Source organism: Stenotrophomonas sp. STEN038 (assembly GCF_056759895.1).
On record NZ_JBRRDW010000077.1, the window covers coordinates 1 to 14,400 of the forward strand.

A 14,400-nucleotide genomic window follows, 5' to 3' on the forward strand; every position below is an offset into this window, starting at 1 on the left:
ATAGATCTCGCTTCTGGGCTCGAGACATGCCGGGCCGCCCCATCCTTGCCATATCGTTCGCTCCTATCAGTGCAACTGTTGATCATGTTGCATTGACGGGTTGAACTCACCACTGCCTATTTCGGTCTGGTTTGGGACGTAGTGATAGCGCAGCGCCCCGCCGCAATGGACGGGGCGCTGCGGCGGTCACGCCGCCTGGGGTTTGCTGCGCGACCAGATCAGGTCGTGCGTGTCGTCCTCGCCTTCGATCAGGCGGGCATAGACCGGAGCCGGGAACGAAGGATCGTCGAGGGTAACGGACTTGTATTCCCGCCCGGCCTCGCTGGTCTTGTTCCACGCCGCACCGATGTCGTGGCCGACGGCCTGGAGCCGGAAGTCGGGGGCGTTCTCGCTGCTGCCCTTGTCGTTGGGAACCAGCTTGACCTTGACGTTCAGCGTCAGGGTGCGAAGCGTGCCGGTGAAGCCGTCTTTGTCTGCGGTGAAGGTGCCGATGGTGGCCATGATGTTTTCTCCTTTCGGTTGAACAAGGTTCGCGCCCATCGCGTCCTTGTTGTGATCCGGCCGGCGGGGGACGGGCTGGCTGCACCGCTTGCGGTCGAAACGCAGTGGAGAGCCGGGAGGCGAAAAGAATTTGGCTCGCGAGGAATGCGCGCAGCGCAGGGGAAATTGTTTTCGCCCGACGGTTGCAGCCATGAAGCCCGAGGTGCAGCCGCGCCCCTGCCAGGATTCACAACGAGACAAGGACGCCTTGGGTCGAACCGCTCCGAAGGGAGATGGGGCCGACTCGGCATCCCCGCCCGAAGGCTTCTCCGGCTCGCCCTCTGACGCGAGCGAGGTCACCCCCGCAACGACAGGCGAGAACGCCTCCACCACACCTTGCGGCGATGGTCTTGAGGCGTGGCGTGAAAGCTCCATAGCGATGCCGGTCGGGTTGTCCGTGAACCGTCCTTCGTGACGTGATGGGCAGGAACCACCAGCGTTGCCGACGGCACGCACCTGCACAACCTGCCGCAGCAAGCGCCAGCGTGTTCGCCAGCGCGCCATCCATCGCGCGGGGTGCTGGCCGGGCCGAGCCGGCGCTGCCGGTTCGGCGGCATCGAGGGGCGCCAAGCTGCGCGCGGCGGGGATAGCCCGCAGGGCTTTCCCCTGGAGGCAAGCGAAGCGCGCAGCGCCGCAGGCGCGAAGGCGTGAGGGATTGAAGCCGAATGGCCGTGACAGCGAAGTCGGCACGGGGCGCAGCCCGAAAGCCCGGTGGCGCATTGTGCCGACACGCACATTTGCATCAAGGTTCAAGAGAAAGAAGTCCCGTAGACTGAAACATGACAGTGAACGAGTTTTCAGAACAGGACAACGAGATGCCATCTTTCAACCATCAGGACGGCCGTCATGTCGAAATAGACGGCGCGAACATCTACTACGAAGTCCAAGGGAATCCGGATGGCCCTGCTCTGGTGTTCCTGCATGGTGGTTTCGGCAATATCGAGACCTTCAATGCAGTTGCGCCACACCTCGGCGACAACTATCGGCTGATAGGCATCGACAGCCGTGGTCAGGGTAAATCGACACTGGGCACTCTGCCGCTGACCTATCGGCGCATCGAGCAGGACGTGGCAGCGGTGCTGGCGCATCTGGCCATAGAGCGATGCAACGTCATCGGTCATAGCGATGGAGGCATCGCGGCGCTGCGGCTCGCGGCCACCGATACCGTAAAAATCGACAGGCTTGTGACGATCGGTGCGCATTGGACACTGGCGGCAGATGATCCGACCCGTGCGATCTATGAGGGCGTCACGGCGGCGAGCTGGCAGGAGATGTTCCCGCAGAGTTTCGACAGCTACCAAGCACAGAACCCTGAACCCGATTTCGAGAAGCTGGCCTCGGCGCTCGTGGCAATGTGGCTCGCTTCCGATTCAGATGGCTACCCCGGAGAGCCTATCCGGAAGGTTGCTTGCGACTTGCTGGTCATTCGGGGCGACGAAGACCCGCTGGTCTCCCGCGAGCATGCCGTCGAACTGGCTGACCGGGTGCAAGGTGCCCGTCTGGCGAATCTGCCTTTCGCTGGCCACTCCCCACACGAAGAGAAGCCGGCGTGGGTGCTTTCCTTGCTCGACGCCTTCTTTGCATGAGTCCGGGCGCGGCCTCTGCCGCGCCCGGATTTTGCGTTTCCCCGCGCCCAGGGCGGAACGGCCTGGGCGCGGGGCTGATCTCGGTTATTCCTTCGTCTCGATGAGCCACCACACGGCACGCGGCAAGGCGCGGCCCGTGATGGGATGAATGTCGGTGAGGTCGGCGCGGGCCGTCCAGCCCGAGGGCGGGCGGTAGCCGCGCACGTCGCCATCGCCGTGCCAGCGGCGGGCGCGCACCGTGCCGGTCGCGTAGATCGCCGCCATGCGTGGGCGGCTGGTGGTGGTGGTGCGGGTCACGGGGGCTTCTCCTTCCAGCGAAGCGCCCCGGTCGAGGCCGGGGCGCTCGCCTTCTGCACGGGTCAAGCGGCCAGTACCTCGGCAGGTTCATTCGCCATTCCCTCGGCATCCTCCGGGGCGTCCTGCGCCTGCGATTCTTCCGGCGCAGCTTCCGGGCCTGCGGCCTTGAAGATGGCGGGCATCCAGCCCGTGCCATCGGCCAGCCGCTCGGCCTCGCTGGCAATGTCGGCCCTCTTGAGTTTCGCCAGCCGGGTGACGGATTCCGGTGCAAACGCGCCCACGGCATCCAGAATCACGGCCTTGGAAACGTGCTTGAAGTAGCCTTCTGCAGTCGGCTTCCACCATACGGCCATGTCGAGGCCCACGGCCTGAGCCAGTTCCCCGCCGGGCTGGTGCGCCGTGGCGCGAGGCGTCACCACGTCCACCGTGGAAGCCACGCACACGGCCAGCAGCCGCACCAGTTCGTCTTGCGGCTTCGCCAGCAGCGCGGCGAACAGTTCGGCGCTGTCCTCCGGCAAGGCTTCACCGGCCACCTGTTGCAGTTCGCGCAGCGCCACGGCAGCGGGCGATTCCGGCCAGTCCGGGGCCATGCCTTCCAGTCGGTCTTGCGCCGTGAGGCGCACGCCGAGCGGCAGGCCATCGCCGTAGGCGTCGGGCTGCAAGACGGTCTGCACCATGCCATGCACCAGCGCGGCCAGCGCGACGTGCGGATGCCGTGCGACTTCGATTTGCAGCGCCGCCGTGCGGTGGGCGCTCAACCGCTGCGCCAGCCGGTCGGACAGGCTCGCGGCCTTGGGCGCGTCGTCGGCGTCCTCGTGCTCGTCGTTGGCGGCTTCGCCTTCGGTGTTGCTGAAACCGCGCCGCAGCTTTTCCAGCGTGCGCAGCGCCTTGGCCTCGGCCTCGCGCAGCAGGCCGCGATGAATGACGGCCTCGCCGTTGCGGTCGATGGTGACGATGGCACCGGCCACCTCGCGCAACTCGGGCGCATAGCCTTGTAAGGCGTCCTCCGCGTCTTGCAGTTCCCCGACCACCTGATCGCGCCGCTGTTCCAGCTTCTCGGCCTTGGCCTCGTCCTCGGCGTCGCAGGCTTCTTCCAGTTCGGCGTCGATCTTTTCGAGGCGGGTTTCCAACGAGGCGATGCGGCGGGCCTCGCGGGTGGTCGGCTCGCGGCGATGGCGCGGGGCGTTCTGGAACGCCTGCCGTTCCTCGTAGGCCAGATGCGGCACGGCCTCCACCCACGCCCAGCCCTCGGCGCGCACGTCCTCGGCCAGCGTTGCCAGCTTGTCGCGCACCAGCGTTTCCAGCACTGCGGTATCGGTGAGGTAGGTTCCGGCAGCGCCTTCTGCGAACAGGTCGCGGCGGATGCCGCCGCCTGCCTGCCGGTAGGTGTCCAGCCCGACGAAGCGCACCAGCGCGTGCGCGGCGTCGATTTCGCGCTCGGTCAGGCGCTCGCGCAGCTTGGGCGGGCTGCGCTGCCATTCCGGCGCACCATAGAACGCGGCTTCCTGCGCGGCGTGGTCGTCGGTGATGGTCAAGGCCATCAACTGTTCCAGCGTGACGGTTCCGGCGCGGTAGTCGGCCATCAGGCGCGGCGCGATGTGGGCGAGCTTCAAGCGGCGCTGCACCACCAGCGGGGACACGCCGAAGTCGGCGGCAATGTCCTCGATGGGCCGGCCTTCCTTGACCAGCGCGGCGAACGCCTCGAACTGGTCGGCGGGGTGCATCTGCTCGCGCATCAGGTTTTCCGCGAGGCTGACGGTACGAGCGGACGCATCGGGCACCAGCAGGCACGGCACTTCGTAGTCGGCGGGGATGCGCTTCTTCTTCGCCAGCAGCTTCAAGGCGGTCAGGCGGCGGTCGCCTGCCACCACTTCGTAAGCCTCGCCATCGGTGGCAAGGATGACGATAAGGTTTTGCAGCAGGCCGATGCGGGCAATGCTCGCGGCCAGTTCGGGGATGGACAGGCGCGGCATCTTGCGGGCGTTGCGCTTGGAGCGGCGCGGCAGCAACTGCGAGAGCGGAACCAGAATCAGGTTCTTGGACGGGTCGGCCATTTCCAGCGGGGCGGCGGCTTCGATGGTGACGGCTTCGGTTTTGAGTACGGCCTCCATGGTGATAACTCCTAGCGGTTGGGATGCAGCAGCGAGAGAAGCGGCAAGGGCTGCTGCCTGCCCCTGCCGCGTGGGGATTCAGGCTTTCAACTGACGCAGACCATCGGCCAGCAGCCACAGGGCGCGATTGAGGCGCACGCTTTGGTCGATGCCCTGCACGGGCCGGGTGGTCTGGCGGCGGCCATTCGCGGCGCGGGCGGACAGGCCGCCTTTGGTCAAGTTCTCCTGCGTGCGGTTGAACACGCTCCACAGGTCGCGGCGGTCGTCGTCATGGCGGCGCGGCACTAGGATTTGCGATTCCGTGATGGGCGCGGGCTTGTCCTCGTCGTACTTCAACGCCAGCGCAGCGCGGGCGAACACTTCCGATTCCCCGGCGTCCAGCGTGATGGCGCGCATGGCATCGCGGGATTCCTGCGCCCGGTCGAAGCCGTGCAGGACTTCGTAAGCGCCTTCGATGACGTGCCCGGCTACGTCGCCCTTGTGGGGAACGCGCACGTCGGCCACGGTGTCGCCGCAGACAAGGCCATTGCTGCAAACGAAGCGGAACATCCCGGCCAGCATCTGGTAGCTGCTGGTGCCGTCATGGGAGTTCAGCAGGATGATTTCGTTGGCCTCGCGGCCGTTGATCTGGCTGGCGTGGCGCAGCCGGATCATGTGCTTGGTGTAGTCGCGGCGGTCGTCGTGACGCACGCGGGTTTGCGTCACCATGAACGGCTCGAAGCCTTCCCCGCGCAGTTCTTGCAGCACGGTCGCGGTGGGGATGTAGCTGTACCGCTCGGAGCGGCTTTCGTGCGGGGCGTCCGCGAAGATGGACGGGGCCACGGCCCGGATTTGGTCATCGGACAAGGGGCGTTCCGAACGCAGCACCGGGGAACGGGAAGCGAAGCGGGATGCGAGTTGCATGGCATTTCTCCTGACAAAGAAAAAAGGGTTTGCTGTTCACACCGCACACCGGATTCCTAGATTCGGAAGCCCAGCCTTTCGGCTGTTCGGTGCGGTCGGCACGAGGAACCCGGTTGGCCTTGTTGCCACCGTCTTTCCTGAGTTCATCGCCCGCGACGGTCAGGAGCGCGCGAACGGGTGCCGTCAAGGAGGCAAGCGCAGGGTTGGTGCGGCCCGCAGGCGCAGCCGAGGACACGGCCCTGCGCGCCTTGACGGCACACGGGCGCGGGCTACAGTCGCGGTGAAGGTGATGAAGTCAGGGGAGACGGCTGGACATGGCAACGGCCCCTCAACACGCCGACCGCACGGCAAGCGAAGCGCGCAGGCCCGGATCTAGGAATCCGGGCCGGAGGCGTCAGCCGAGCGGAGCGAGGGAACGATGGAAGCCCATCAGGGGCGAGACGCCGCAGGCGGCTCGATGCGAAGCACGACAGCGCGACCGGCCATGTCTGCTTGGCCGGGGACGCACGACTGTCCTACCATCCCTCTATGGAGGAAACCATCATCAACAACGACCCGTTGGAGCACATGCTCCACCGTTCCAATACCTTGCACGAGCGGCTGGATGAACTGCTGGGCGATGCCGATTTCGATGGATCGCCCCGCGGCGAATCAACCCTCGGCATGTGCTTGGTCGCTATGGAACATGCGGCGGCAATGCGAGCATTGATGTCGCTGCGACTGCCCACGTCTGCCGTCGGCCTCATGCGCCTGCAGTTCGAGGCCCTGACACGGGCAATGTGGCTGCTCTACGCAGCTAGCGACGCAGCGATCGATAAGTTGCTGGCGCCACTGACGCAGCAGAGCGAACGGGCAGCCAAGAACTTGCCTGGCGCCAGCGAAATGATTGAGCAGATCGGCAAGCGAGTCGGACAAGGCGCGCCGGCAGCCGCGCACCAGATGCTGTTGCACTTCAAGGATGTGACCTGGCACGGCATGAACTCATTCGTGCATGGCGGCATTCATCCGCTGCGGCGTAGTGCCGACGGCTTCCCGGTCGATCTTGCGCTGCAAGTACTGCGCAGCTCGAACGGTCTGACGACCATGACCGGCATGACGATGGCTGTCCTCACCGGCGATGAAACCGTGGCCAAGCCCGTGAGCAAGATCCAGCCGGCATTCGCCGACTGCCTGCCGGATCTGCTGAGACCTTGAACGGGGCATCTTGCGACGCCCCGCGCAATCATTGAACGATTCGCCCGGCCAGGCGCGCATCGCGCGCATAGGCGCTCAACCGCTTTTCGGCCCGGAAAGACAGGTCGCGTTCGATTGGCAGGCCCAGCCCGCCGCGCACGGTCGCCAGTTCGCCCAGGCTGACCCAGCCGATTTCCGGCATCCCCAGGCCCAGGTCACAAAGACCAAAGGCGTGGTCGTGGTCATCGGGATCAATCTCGGTCAGCAGCCAGGTCGCGCCGGCATCCGGCGTGAACAGCTTGACCACGGGGGCCGGATCGAAGTCCGGGTTCAGCAAGGATTCGCGGCCATTGGCCAGCAGCACGATGCGCTGCTCGTCGGTGATGAATGCGCAGTTCATGGTGAACTCCTGAAAGGTTGCCGGGCGGAATTGCCCACCCCTTCCAGGGCACGGCGCAGCGCAAGCAGTCAGGGGTCAACGACGGCCGCCAGGACGCCAGCGCCATCGGCGCGCAGCCCTTGACGGCGAGCACGCCGTGGCACGATGAAGGGAACAGCAAGACCGCCTCCCTTGCACCTTCACGTTCCCCGGTTCTCGGCAAGCGAAGCGCGCAGGCCCGCGCAGGCCCGCGCAGGCCGGCGCGGGCCGGAGTTGCGCCACCGGACGCAGCAAAAAAGGGGGCCGAAGCCCCCTTGGTCAGATCAGGCCGCGTTCGGCGAATGACGCGGTGTTGCCGCCCGCGACGATGACGTGATCCAGAATGCGAACGTCCACCAGTGCCAGCGCCTCCTTGAGCCGCTGGGTCAGTGCCCTGTCGGCCGCGCTCGGCTCAGGATTCCCGCTCGGGTGGTTGTGCGAAACGATGACCGCCGCCGCATTGAGCCGCAGCGCCTGCTTGACCACTTCGCGCGGATACACCGATGCGCTGTCGATGGTGCCTCGAAACATCTCGGCATACTCGATCAAGCAATGGTGCGTATCGAGGAACAGCACGGCGAACACCTCGTGCTCGAACCCAGCCAGCTTGGCGCGCAGGTACTCCTTGACCGCCACCGGCGAAATGAATGACGCACCGCGCTGCATCTTGTGCTCGATAGCCTGGCGCGCGGCCTCCAGAATCTGGTCAGTCGTCGCCAGCAGATAGCGGCCCTGTGCATCACGCACCATCAGCGAGGCATCGAACGAGGAAAAGGACAGTTGCGACATGATCGTGCTCCGGTTGCTCGGGCGGAATTGCCCGGAACCGTCGCCAGCACGGCGCAGCGCAAGCAGTCAGGGGTCGCAGACGGCCGCCAGGACGCAAGCGCGCACAAGCGCGCGCCGCCCTTGACGGCGAGAACGCCGTGATATGGTGAAGGGAACAGCAAGACCGCCCACACCCCGCCCACTGCACACACCCGCCGTTGAGCAAGCGCAGCGCGCAGGCCCAACAGGGCCGAAGGCGTCAGGGATCAAAGCCGGATGGCCGCGATTCGGCACGAAGCGCGGGGCGCAGCCCGCGAACCCGACGGCGGTACGCCGGGACGCAACATCCAAATACCACATCGAACCCGCTCCACTACGCCGCAGCAAGTTGTCCCGATAGGTATTGAACTTCACCATGTCTCCATGCAGCAGAACCATGGAGTCCGAGGTGGAACAGCTATCGCAAGCCCCCAATACTGCCGGCACCGATGTCGGCCTCCCCTTGCCAGGCACGGATGCCTACGAGGCTTTGCCGCAATTTCCAAAGCGCAGTGTCCTTCCCTTCCGTCGCACCATTCGCCGGCAGGAACTGCGGCAGATCGTTCCCCTCGCCGAAACGACGATCTACGAAATGGAGCGTCGCGGTGAGTTCCCACGTCGCTTCAACCTGACGCCACGCTGCGTCGTATGGGACTTGGCAGAAGTGGAAGCCTGGGTCGAAGAACGAAAGCAGGCTCCGCGCGCCGGCGTGTCGAAACCGGATGTCTACCTACGAAAAGCCCGCCCTGTCCGGGCGGGTTCGAGCGAGGCATAAGGCCAAGCAGCGGCGCTCATCCAATCAAAGCCTCCAGTGCCTTGGATGTCGAGCGCGGCAATCGCCGCCCCTCCTTCGCCACGTTGACCTGCAAGGCCACCCGTGCCACCTCAAACACGTCTTTGGCCAGCGAGTAGCTGCCCTTGGCCTGCAACCACGCCAATACGTCCGCCAAATGCCAGATCGACGCGCTGCCCTCATGCACCGGCGCCGGAAAGCTGCCCGGATGCGCCAGCATCAGCTTGCGCATGTTCTGCCGCGACACGCCAACAATGTCGGCCACGTCAGTCAGACCCACCAGATCCGGCGCTACTTCGATCAATCGCGCGGTCGGCGCGGCGCAGCGCACATCGGCCAGCGCGCTACGCACGGCCTCGTCCGCATCCGCTGCCTCGCGGGTGAACTCCAGCGCCAACCGACCCGGCTGCCCGATGCCGACCAAGGCATCGTCGCAGCCGGCTTCGCCCAGGCGCTCCACCAGTGCATCCGGGTCGCGGTCAGCATCCGTGAGCTGATATTTCAGAGTGAAGGTGTATTCCATCGCGCTACTCCTTGGCACCATCATCAGCGTCGCGCTGCGGCCGGTGCGTGGTGCAGTTGTCCACGACGCGCCGCAAGGAGCGCGCGTGGTTGCCGGGATTTTTCGGCGTGCTCCATACACTGGTGATGCAGAACTCGCCGCAGCGACATTCTTCATCGTTGTAAGGGCAATACATCCGCCCCCAAGCGTGGCTGCCGCCGACTTCGACGCGCCAGCCCTGCCCTTCGGCGTGCCTGAGAGCTTCCTCGACATCTTTCTTCGGATGAGGGGAACGAGCCATCAATGATCTCCAGTATGGGGATGATTGGCTTGGTTGTCAAGTGACAACCAAGCCACTGTTTCAGGCTATCGCGCTCAACGCCGGCACCACCACGTTCGCCGGTAACAGCTTCGGCACGTAGGTCTGCCCACCGCCCCAGGCATCGACTAGGTTGGCCCACTCTTGCAGCATGTGGCGCCGCTGCTCGGCGTACTCGGCCTTGTTGTAAACCGAGCGCGAGGAACGCCCGTCCTCGTGCGCCAGGCACTTCTCGATCCAGTCGCGGTTGAAGCCGATTTCGTTCAACAGTGTCGAGCCGGTCCGGCGCAGGTCATGGACGGTGAAGGGTTTCAGCGGCAGCCCCTTGGTCTTTGCCGCCTCCACTACTAGCCCTGTGACGCGATTCAAAGTAGCGTTGGACATGCACCGTTCTGCGTCATAGCGAGACGGAAAAACGAACCTTGATCCCGCCGCGCAGGCGTGCAACGTCACGAAGATGTCGAGCGTCTGGCGCGATAGATAGACCACGTGCGGGTTGCGCCCCTTCATCCGCTGCTTAGGAATCGTCCAGGTCTTGCTCTCGAAATCGACCTCATCCCAGGTGGCGTGGATCAGTTCGCTCTTGCGTACCAGCGTCAGCAGGATCAAGCGCAGCGCCAGCTTGATGGTCGGATAGGTCGCCACCGATTCCATCTGCTGCATGAACAGCCGAATCTCCAGCGGCGACAAGGCGCGATCTTTCGGCACAAAGGTGGCGATCGAGGCCGCGCCCACGCTGTCGGCGGGGTTGTCCACCTTCTCACCGTGGGCGATGGCGTAGATGTAGACCTGCTTCACGATGTCCCGAATCTGTACCGCCGTGGCCGGCGCCCCACGCTCCTTGACCTTGTTGCACAAGGCCCGCAGGTCTTCGGCCTGGATTTCGGTGAGCAGGCGATTCTGGAAGACCGGCAGGATGTCCCGGTCGATGATGTGCTTGCGCATGGCGCGGGTGCTGTCGGCCAGCCTTGCGTTGGCCAGCCACGTCTCCATCACCGCGCCGAAGGTCTTGATGGCGACCACCCGGCGTTTCTCACGCTGCTTCTCCAGCGCGGGCGAGACACCCTTGAGAACGGCTTTGCGCGCGTCCAGCAGCAGTTCGCGCGCCATTGCCAGCGAGATGCCACCAGGGCCATAGCGTCCGAGGGTCAGCGTCTCGCGGCGGCCGTGGAGCCGGTAGTCGTAGCGGAACGTGATCGTTCCGCCAGGCGATACCGTCACGTACATCCCGTCTCGGTCAGAAGCCTTATAAATCTTGGACTTAGGTTTGAAATTGCGTAGTGCAGCGTCGGTCAGCATCGAGGTTTCCTCCGGCATGTGACGGATTTACCGTCAGGTTTTACCGTCAGGGACTTGGAGACCTGCTGATGCCCGGAAAGCCCCATAAAACAAGCTTTCCCGAGAAGGCTTTTACCGTCAAAGACGGTAAAAGTCTGAATAGTGAACGAGAGTGTCTTAATCCGGCCTCGATTTTTACCGTCAGCTCTACCGTCAACTTTTTCTGCTGGCCGGCGATAGCTACCGATAGCTGGTGCGACGTATTTTCTTCTAAATCAACACGTTACGTCAGTTTTTCGATAGCTGGCGATAGTCCTCGAAGGACGTCAATTCACTCCCACTCGATCGTCGCCGGCGGCTTGCCGGAGATGTCGTAGACCACGCGCGACACGCCACGCAGCTCGTTGATGATGCGATTGGACACGCGGCCGAGGAAGTCGTACGGCAGGTGCGCCCAATGCGCGGTCATGAAGTCGATGGTCTCCACTGCGCGCAGTGCGATCACCCACTCATACGCACGTGCATCGCCCACCACGCCCACCGACTTGACCGGCAGGAACACGGCGAAGGCCTGGCTGGTCTTGTCGTACAGATCGGCAGCGCGCAGTTCTTCGATGAAGATCGCATCGGCCTTGCCCAGCAGTTCGGCGTACTCACGCTTCACTTCACCGAGGATGCGCACACCCAGACCCGGGCCCGGGAACGGATGGCGATAGACCATCGCACGCGGCAGGCCGAGTTCGACGCCGAGGCGGCGCACTTCGTCCTTGAACAGCTCGCGCAGCGGCTCGACCAGCTTGAGCTTCATGTCTTCCGGCAGGCCGCCCACGTTGTGGTGGCTCTTGATGACGTGTGCCTTGCCGGTCTTGCTGCCGGCCGACTCGATTACGTCTGGATAGATCGTGCCCTGGGCCAGCCACTTGGCGTTGCTGAGCTTGTTCGACTCTTCATCGAAGATCTCGACGAACAGGTTGCCGATGACCTTGCGCTTGGCTTCCGGATCGCTGACGCCTTCCAGTGCCTTGAAGTAGCGGTCGGCGGCGTTGACGCGCACGACCTTGACGCCCATGTTCTCGGCCATCATCTGCATGACCTGGTCGCCTTCCTGGAAGCGCAGCAGGCCGGTGTCGACGAACACGCAGGTCAGCTGCTCGCCGATGGCCTTGTGCAGCAGCGCTGCGACCACCGAGGAGTCAACGCCGCCGGACAGGCCGAGGATCACTTCATCGCTGCCAACCTGCTCACGTACGCGGGCGATCTGGTCGTCGATGATGTTGGCCGCGGTCCACAGCGTGGCGCAGCCGCAGATGTCGGTGACGAAACGCTTCAGCAGCGCCGAGCCCTGCTTGGTGTGGGTCACTTCCGGGTGGAACTGCACGCCGTACCAACGCTTGTCTTCGTTGGCCATCGCGGCCACCGGAATACGGTCGGTCACAGCTGTGATGGCGAAGCCCGGCGGCACGTGGGTGACGTGGTCGCCGTGGCTCATCCACACGTCCAGGCGCGGCTCGCCGTTGTGGTCGGACAGGCCGCCCAGCAGCGCGTCGTTGCCGAGCAGCTTCACTTCGGCATGGCCGAACTCGCGCTGGTCAGCGGCTTCGGTGCCGCCGCCCAACTGCTTGGCCATGGTCTGCAGGCCGTAGCAGATGCCGAGCAGCGGCAGGCCGCTGTCGAACACTTCCTGCGGTGCAGCCGGCGCGCCGGGCAGCGTGGTGGTTTCCGGGCCGCCGGACAGGATGATGCCCTTGGCACCAAAGGCGGCGATCTCGGCCGGATCGTGGTCCCATGCCCAGATTTCGCAGTACACACCGAACTCGCGGATGCGGCGCGCGATCAGCTGCGTGTACTGTGCGCCGAAATCGAGGATGAGGATCTTGTCGTTATGGATGTTGGTCATAAAGCCCGGCAAGTGATCAATGGAAACGGGAGTCGATGCAAAACGAATGGCGGATAGAGAAAGAGGAACGGGACCAGGTCCACGTTCCTCTTCTGCTTACCGCATCAAGCGCGGTAGTTCGGCGGCTCTTTGGTGATCTGCACGTCGTGGACGTGGCTCTCACGCTGGCCGGCACCGCTGATCTTGACGAAGCTCGGCTTGGTGCGCATTTCTTCGATGGTGGCGCAGCCCACATAACCCATGGTCGCGCGCAGGCCACCGATGAGCTGATGGATGATGCCGCCAACCGGGCCGCGATACGGCACGCGGCCTTCGATGCCTTCCGGCACCAGCTTGTCGGCAGTGGCAGCGTCCTGGAAATAACGGTCCTTGGAACCCTTCTCCATCGCAGCCAGCGAACCCATGCCACGGTAGCTCTTGTAGGAGCGGCCCTGGAACAGCTCGGTCTCGCCCGGCGATTCTTCGGTACCGGCGAGCAGGCCGCCGATCATCACCGTCGACGCACCAGCGGCCAACGCCTTGCCGATATCGCCGGAGTAACGGATGCCACCATCGGCGATCAGCGGGATGCGATCCTGCAGCGCTTCGGCAACCAGGTCGACCGCGGTGATCTGCGGCACGCCAACACCAGCAACCACACGCGTGGTGCAGATCGAGCCCGGGCCGATACCGACCTTGACCGCATCGGCGCCGCAATCGAACAGCGCCAGTGCGGCGTCGCCGGTGCAGATGTTGCCGCCGATGACCTGCACGTTCGGGAAGTTCTTCTTCACCCAACGCACGCGGTCCAGCACGCCCTGCGAATGGCCGTGCGCGGTATCCACCACCAGCACGTCCACGCCGGCGGCGACCAGCGCCTCGACCCGGCGGTCGGTGTCACCACCAACGCCGACCGCAGCACCAACCAGCAGGCGCGTTGCGGCGTCCTTGGCAGCGTTGGGGTTGTCGCTCTTCTTCTGGATGTCCTTGACCGTGATCAGGCCGCGCAGTTCGAACGCGTCGTTGACCACCAGGACTTTCTCGATGCGGTTCTTGTGCAGCAGCGACAGGACTTCGTCCGAGGCCGCGCCTTCCTTCACCGTGACCAGGCGATCCTTCTTGGTCATGATGTGGCGGACCGGATCGTCCAGCTCGGTCTCGAAGCGCATGTCACGGTGGGTGACGATGCCAGCCAGCAAGCCGTCGCTGCCAACCACCGGCACGCCAGAGATGTTGTGCGCCTGGGTCAGGGCCAGCACGTCACGGATCGTGGTTTCCGGACCAACGGTGATCGGGTCGCGGATGACGCCGGATTCGAACTTCTTGACCTTGGCCACTTCGGCAGCTTGCTGCTCGACGGTCAGGTTCTTGTGCAGGATGCCAATGCCACCGATCTGGGCCATGGCGATGGCCAGGCGGGCTTCAGTGACGGTGTCCATGGCGGCCGAGACAATCGGCAACTTCAACCGCAGGTCGCGCGTCAGCCGCGTGCCGAGGTCAACGTCCTTAGGCAGAACGATGGAGTGAGCGGGGACGAGAGAAACGTCATCGTACGTTAGTGCTTCAGCCTGGATGCGCAGCATCGGCGTGCCCGGTAGATGTGGGGAAGCGCGACATTTTACCCTTATTTGCCCGCCGATGTCAGGGGGCAAGTGCGACGCAGTGTCGCGCTGGCGGGGAGGCATTCAGTTGTAGTGGCGCGGCCCCGGCGGGGAAGGGGGTTAGGGGGAAACCGCGGGCCCCCCCGGCGGGGGGGCACCACAAGTGGGTCGGGGGGGGGCAAGGAACGGGCAGGGG

At 64.6% G+C, this 14,400-nt stretch carries 14 protein-coding genes; 3 read left to right on the plus strand and 11 right to left on the minus strand.

Going from position 1 to position 14,400, the window contains the following annotated elements; genetic code table 11:
- Nucleotides 1-186: 186 nt before the first annotated feature.
- Nucleotides 187-501, minus strand: a complete 315-nt coding sequence (locus ACVOLS_RS20120) for a DUF736 domain-containing protein (protein ID WP_180872692.1) — start codon at nt 499-501, stop codon at nt 187-189.
- A gap of 818 nt (nt 502-1,319) precedes the next feature.
- Here ACVOLS_RS20120 and ACVOLS_RS20125 point away from each other — a divergent pair.
- Nucleotides 1,320-2,126: an alpha/beta fold hydrolase gene (locus tag ACVOLS_RS20125; protein ID WP_204275163.1), complete on the plus strand. Its 807-nt coding sequence runs from the start codon at nt 1,320-1,322 to the stop codon at nt 2,124-2,126.
- A gap of 84 nt (nt 2,127-2,210) precedes the next feature.
- Here ACVOLS_RS20125 and ACVOLS_RS20130 read toward each other — a convergent pair whose 3' ends face one another.
- The 3 genes from ACVOLS_RS20130 to ACVOLS_RS20140 form a co-directional block, all read right to left on the minus strand.
- Nucleotides 2,211-2,423, minus strand: a complete 213-nt coding sequence (locus ACVOLS_RS20130) for a hypothetical protein (protein WP_099605313.1) — start codon at nt 2,421-2,423, stop codon at nt 2,211-2,213.
- A 62-nt stretch (nt 2,424-2,485) separates the two neighbouring features.
- Complete coding sequence (locus tag ACVOLS_RS20135; RefSeq protein ID WP_099605314.1) at nt 2,486-4,534, minus strand: ParB/RepB/Spo0J family partition protein; 2,049 nt, start codon at nt 4,532-4,534, stop codon at nt 2,486-2,488.
- Between the two features lie 78 nt (nt 4,535-4,612).
- Nucleotides 4,613-5,437, minus strand: coding sequence for a DUF932 domain-containing protein (locus ACVOLS_RS20140; protein WP_053505382.1), 825 nt, complete (start codon nt 5,435-5,437; stop codon nt 4,613-4,615).
- A gap of 528 nt (nt 5,438-5,965) precedes the next feature.
- Between ACVOLS_RS20140 and ACVOLS_RS20145 the strand changes: the two genes are divergently transcribed.
- Nucleotides 5,966-6,631, plus strand: a complete 666-nt coding sequence (locus tag ACVOLS_RS20145; protein ID WP_053505381.1) for a DUF6988 family protein — start codon at nt 5,966-5,968, stop codon at nt 6,629-6,631.
- Between the two features lie 28 nt (nt 6,632-6,659).
- On the opposite strand, the gene ACVOLS_RS20150 is transcribed toward ACVOLS_RS20145, so the two are convergent.
- Both ACVOLS_RS20150 and radC read right to left on the minus strand, forming a co-directional pair.
- Nucleotides 6,660-7,010 (minus strand): DUF2958 domain-containing protein, encoded by a 351-nt coding sequence (locus ACVOLS_RS20150; protein WP_053505380.1) that lies wholly within the window; start codon nt 7,008-7,010, stop codon nt 6,660-6,662.
- A 297-nt stretch (nt 7,011-7,307) separates the two neighbouring features.
- Nucleotides 7,308-7,817: a RadC family protein gene (radC, locus tag ACVOLS_RS20155; protein WP_099605316.1), complete on the minus strand. Its 510-nt coding sequence runs from the start codon at nt 7,815-7,817 to the stop codon at nt 7,308-7,310.
- A 415-nt stretch (nt 7,818-8,232) separates the two neighbouring features.
- Here radC and ACVOLS_RS20160 point away from each other — a divergent pair, with 415 nt between their 5' ends.
- Nucleotides 8,233-8,610, plus strand: a complete 378-nt coding sequence (locus tag ACVOLS_RS20160) for a helix-turn-helix transcriptional regulator (RefSeq protein WP_053505378.1) — start codon at nt 8,233-8,235, stop codon at nt 8,608-8,610.
- 16 nt (nt 8,611-8,626) lie between these two features.
- On the opposite strand, the gene ACVOLS_RS20165 is transcribed toward ACVOLS_RS20160, so the two are convergent.
- The 5 genes from ACVOLS_RS20165 to guaB all read right to left on the minus strand — a co-directional run bounded on the left by ACVOLS_RS20165 (nt 8,627) and on the right by guaB (nt 14,186).
- Nucleotides 8,627-9,151: a helix-turn-helix transcriptional regulator gene (locus tag ACVOLS_RS20165; protein ID WP_053505377.1), complete on the minus strand. Its 525-nt coding sequence runs from the start codon at nt 9,149-9,151 to the stop codon at nt 8,627-8,629.
- Nucleotides 9,152-9,155: 4 nt separating this feature from the next.
- Entirely contained in the window at nt 9,156-9,431 is a 276-nt protein-coding gene (locus tag ACVOLS_RS20170) for a hypothetical protein (protein ID WP_080376526.1), read from the minus strand.
- 60 nt (nt 9,432-9,491) lie between these two features.
- Entirely contained in the window at nt 9,492-10,748 is a 1,257-nt protein-coding gene (locus ACVOLS_RS20175; RefSeq protein WP_099605317.1) for a tyrosine-type recombinase/integrase, read from the minus strand.
- 310 nt (nt 10,749-11,058) lie between these two features.
- Complete coding sequence (gene guaA / locus ACVOLS_RS20180; protein ID WP_481547101.1) at nt 11,059-12,624, minus strand: glutamine-hydrolyzing GMP synthase; 1,566 nt, start codon at nt 12,622-12,624, stop codon at nt 11,059-11,061.
- Nucleotides 12,625-12,728: 104 nt separating this feature from the next.
- On the minus strand, nt 12,729-14,186 hold the full coding sequence (gene guaB, locus ACVOLS_RS20185; RefSeq protein ID WP_481547102.1) for an IMP dehydrogenase: 1,458 nt from the start codon (nt 14,184-14,186) through the stop codon (nt 12,729-12,731).
- Between the last annotated feature and the right edge of the window lie 214 nt (nt 14,187-14,400).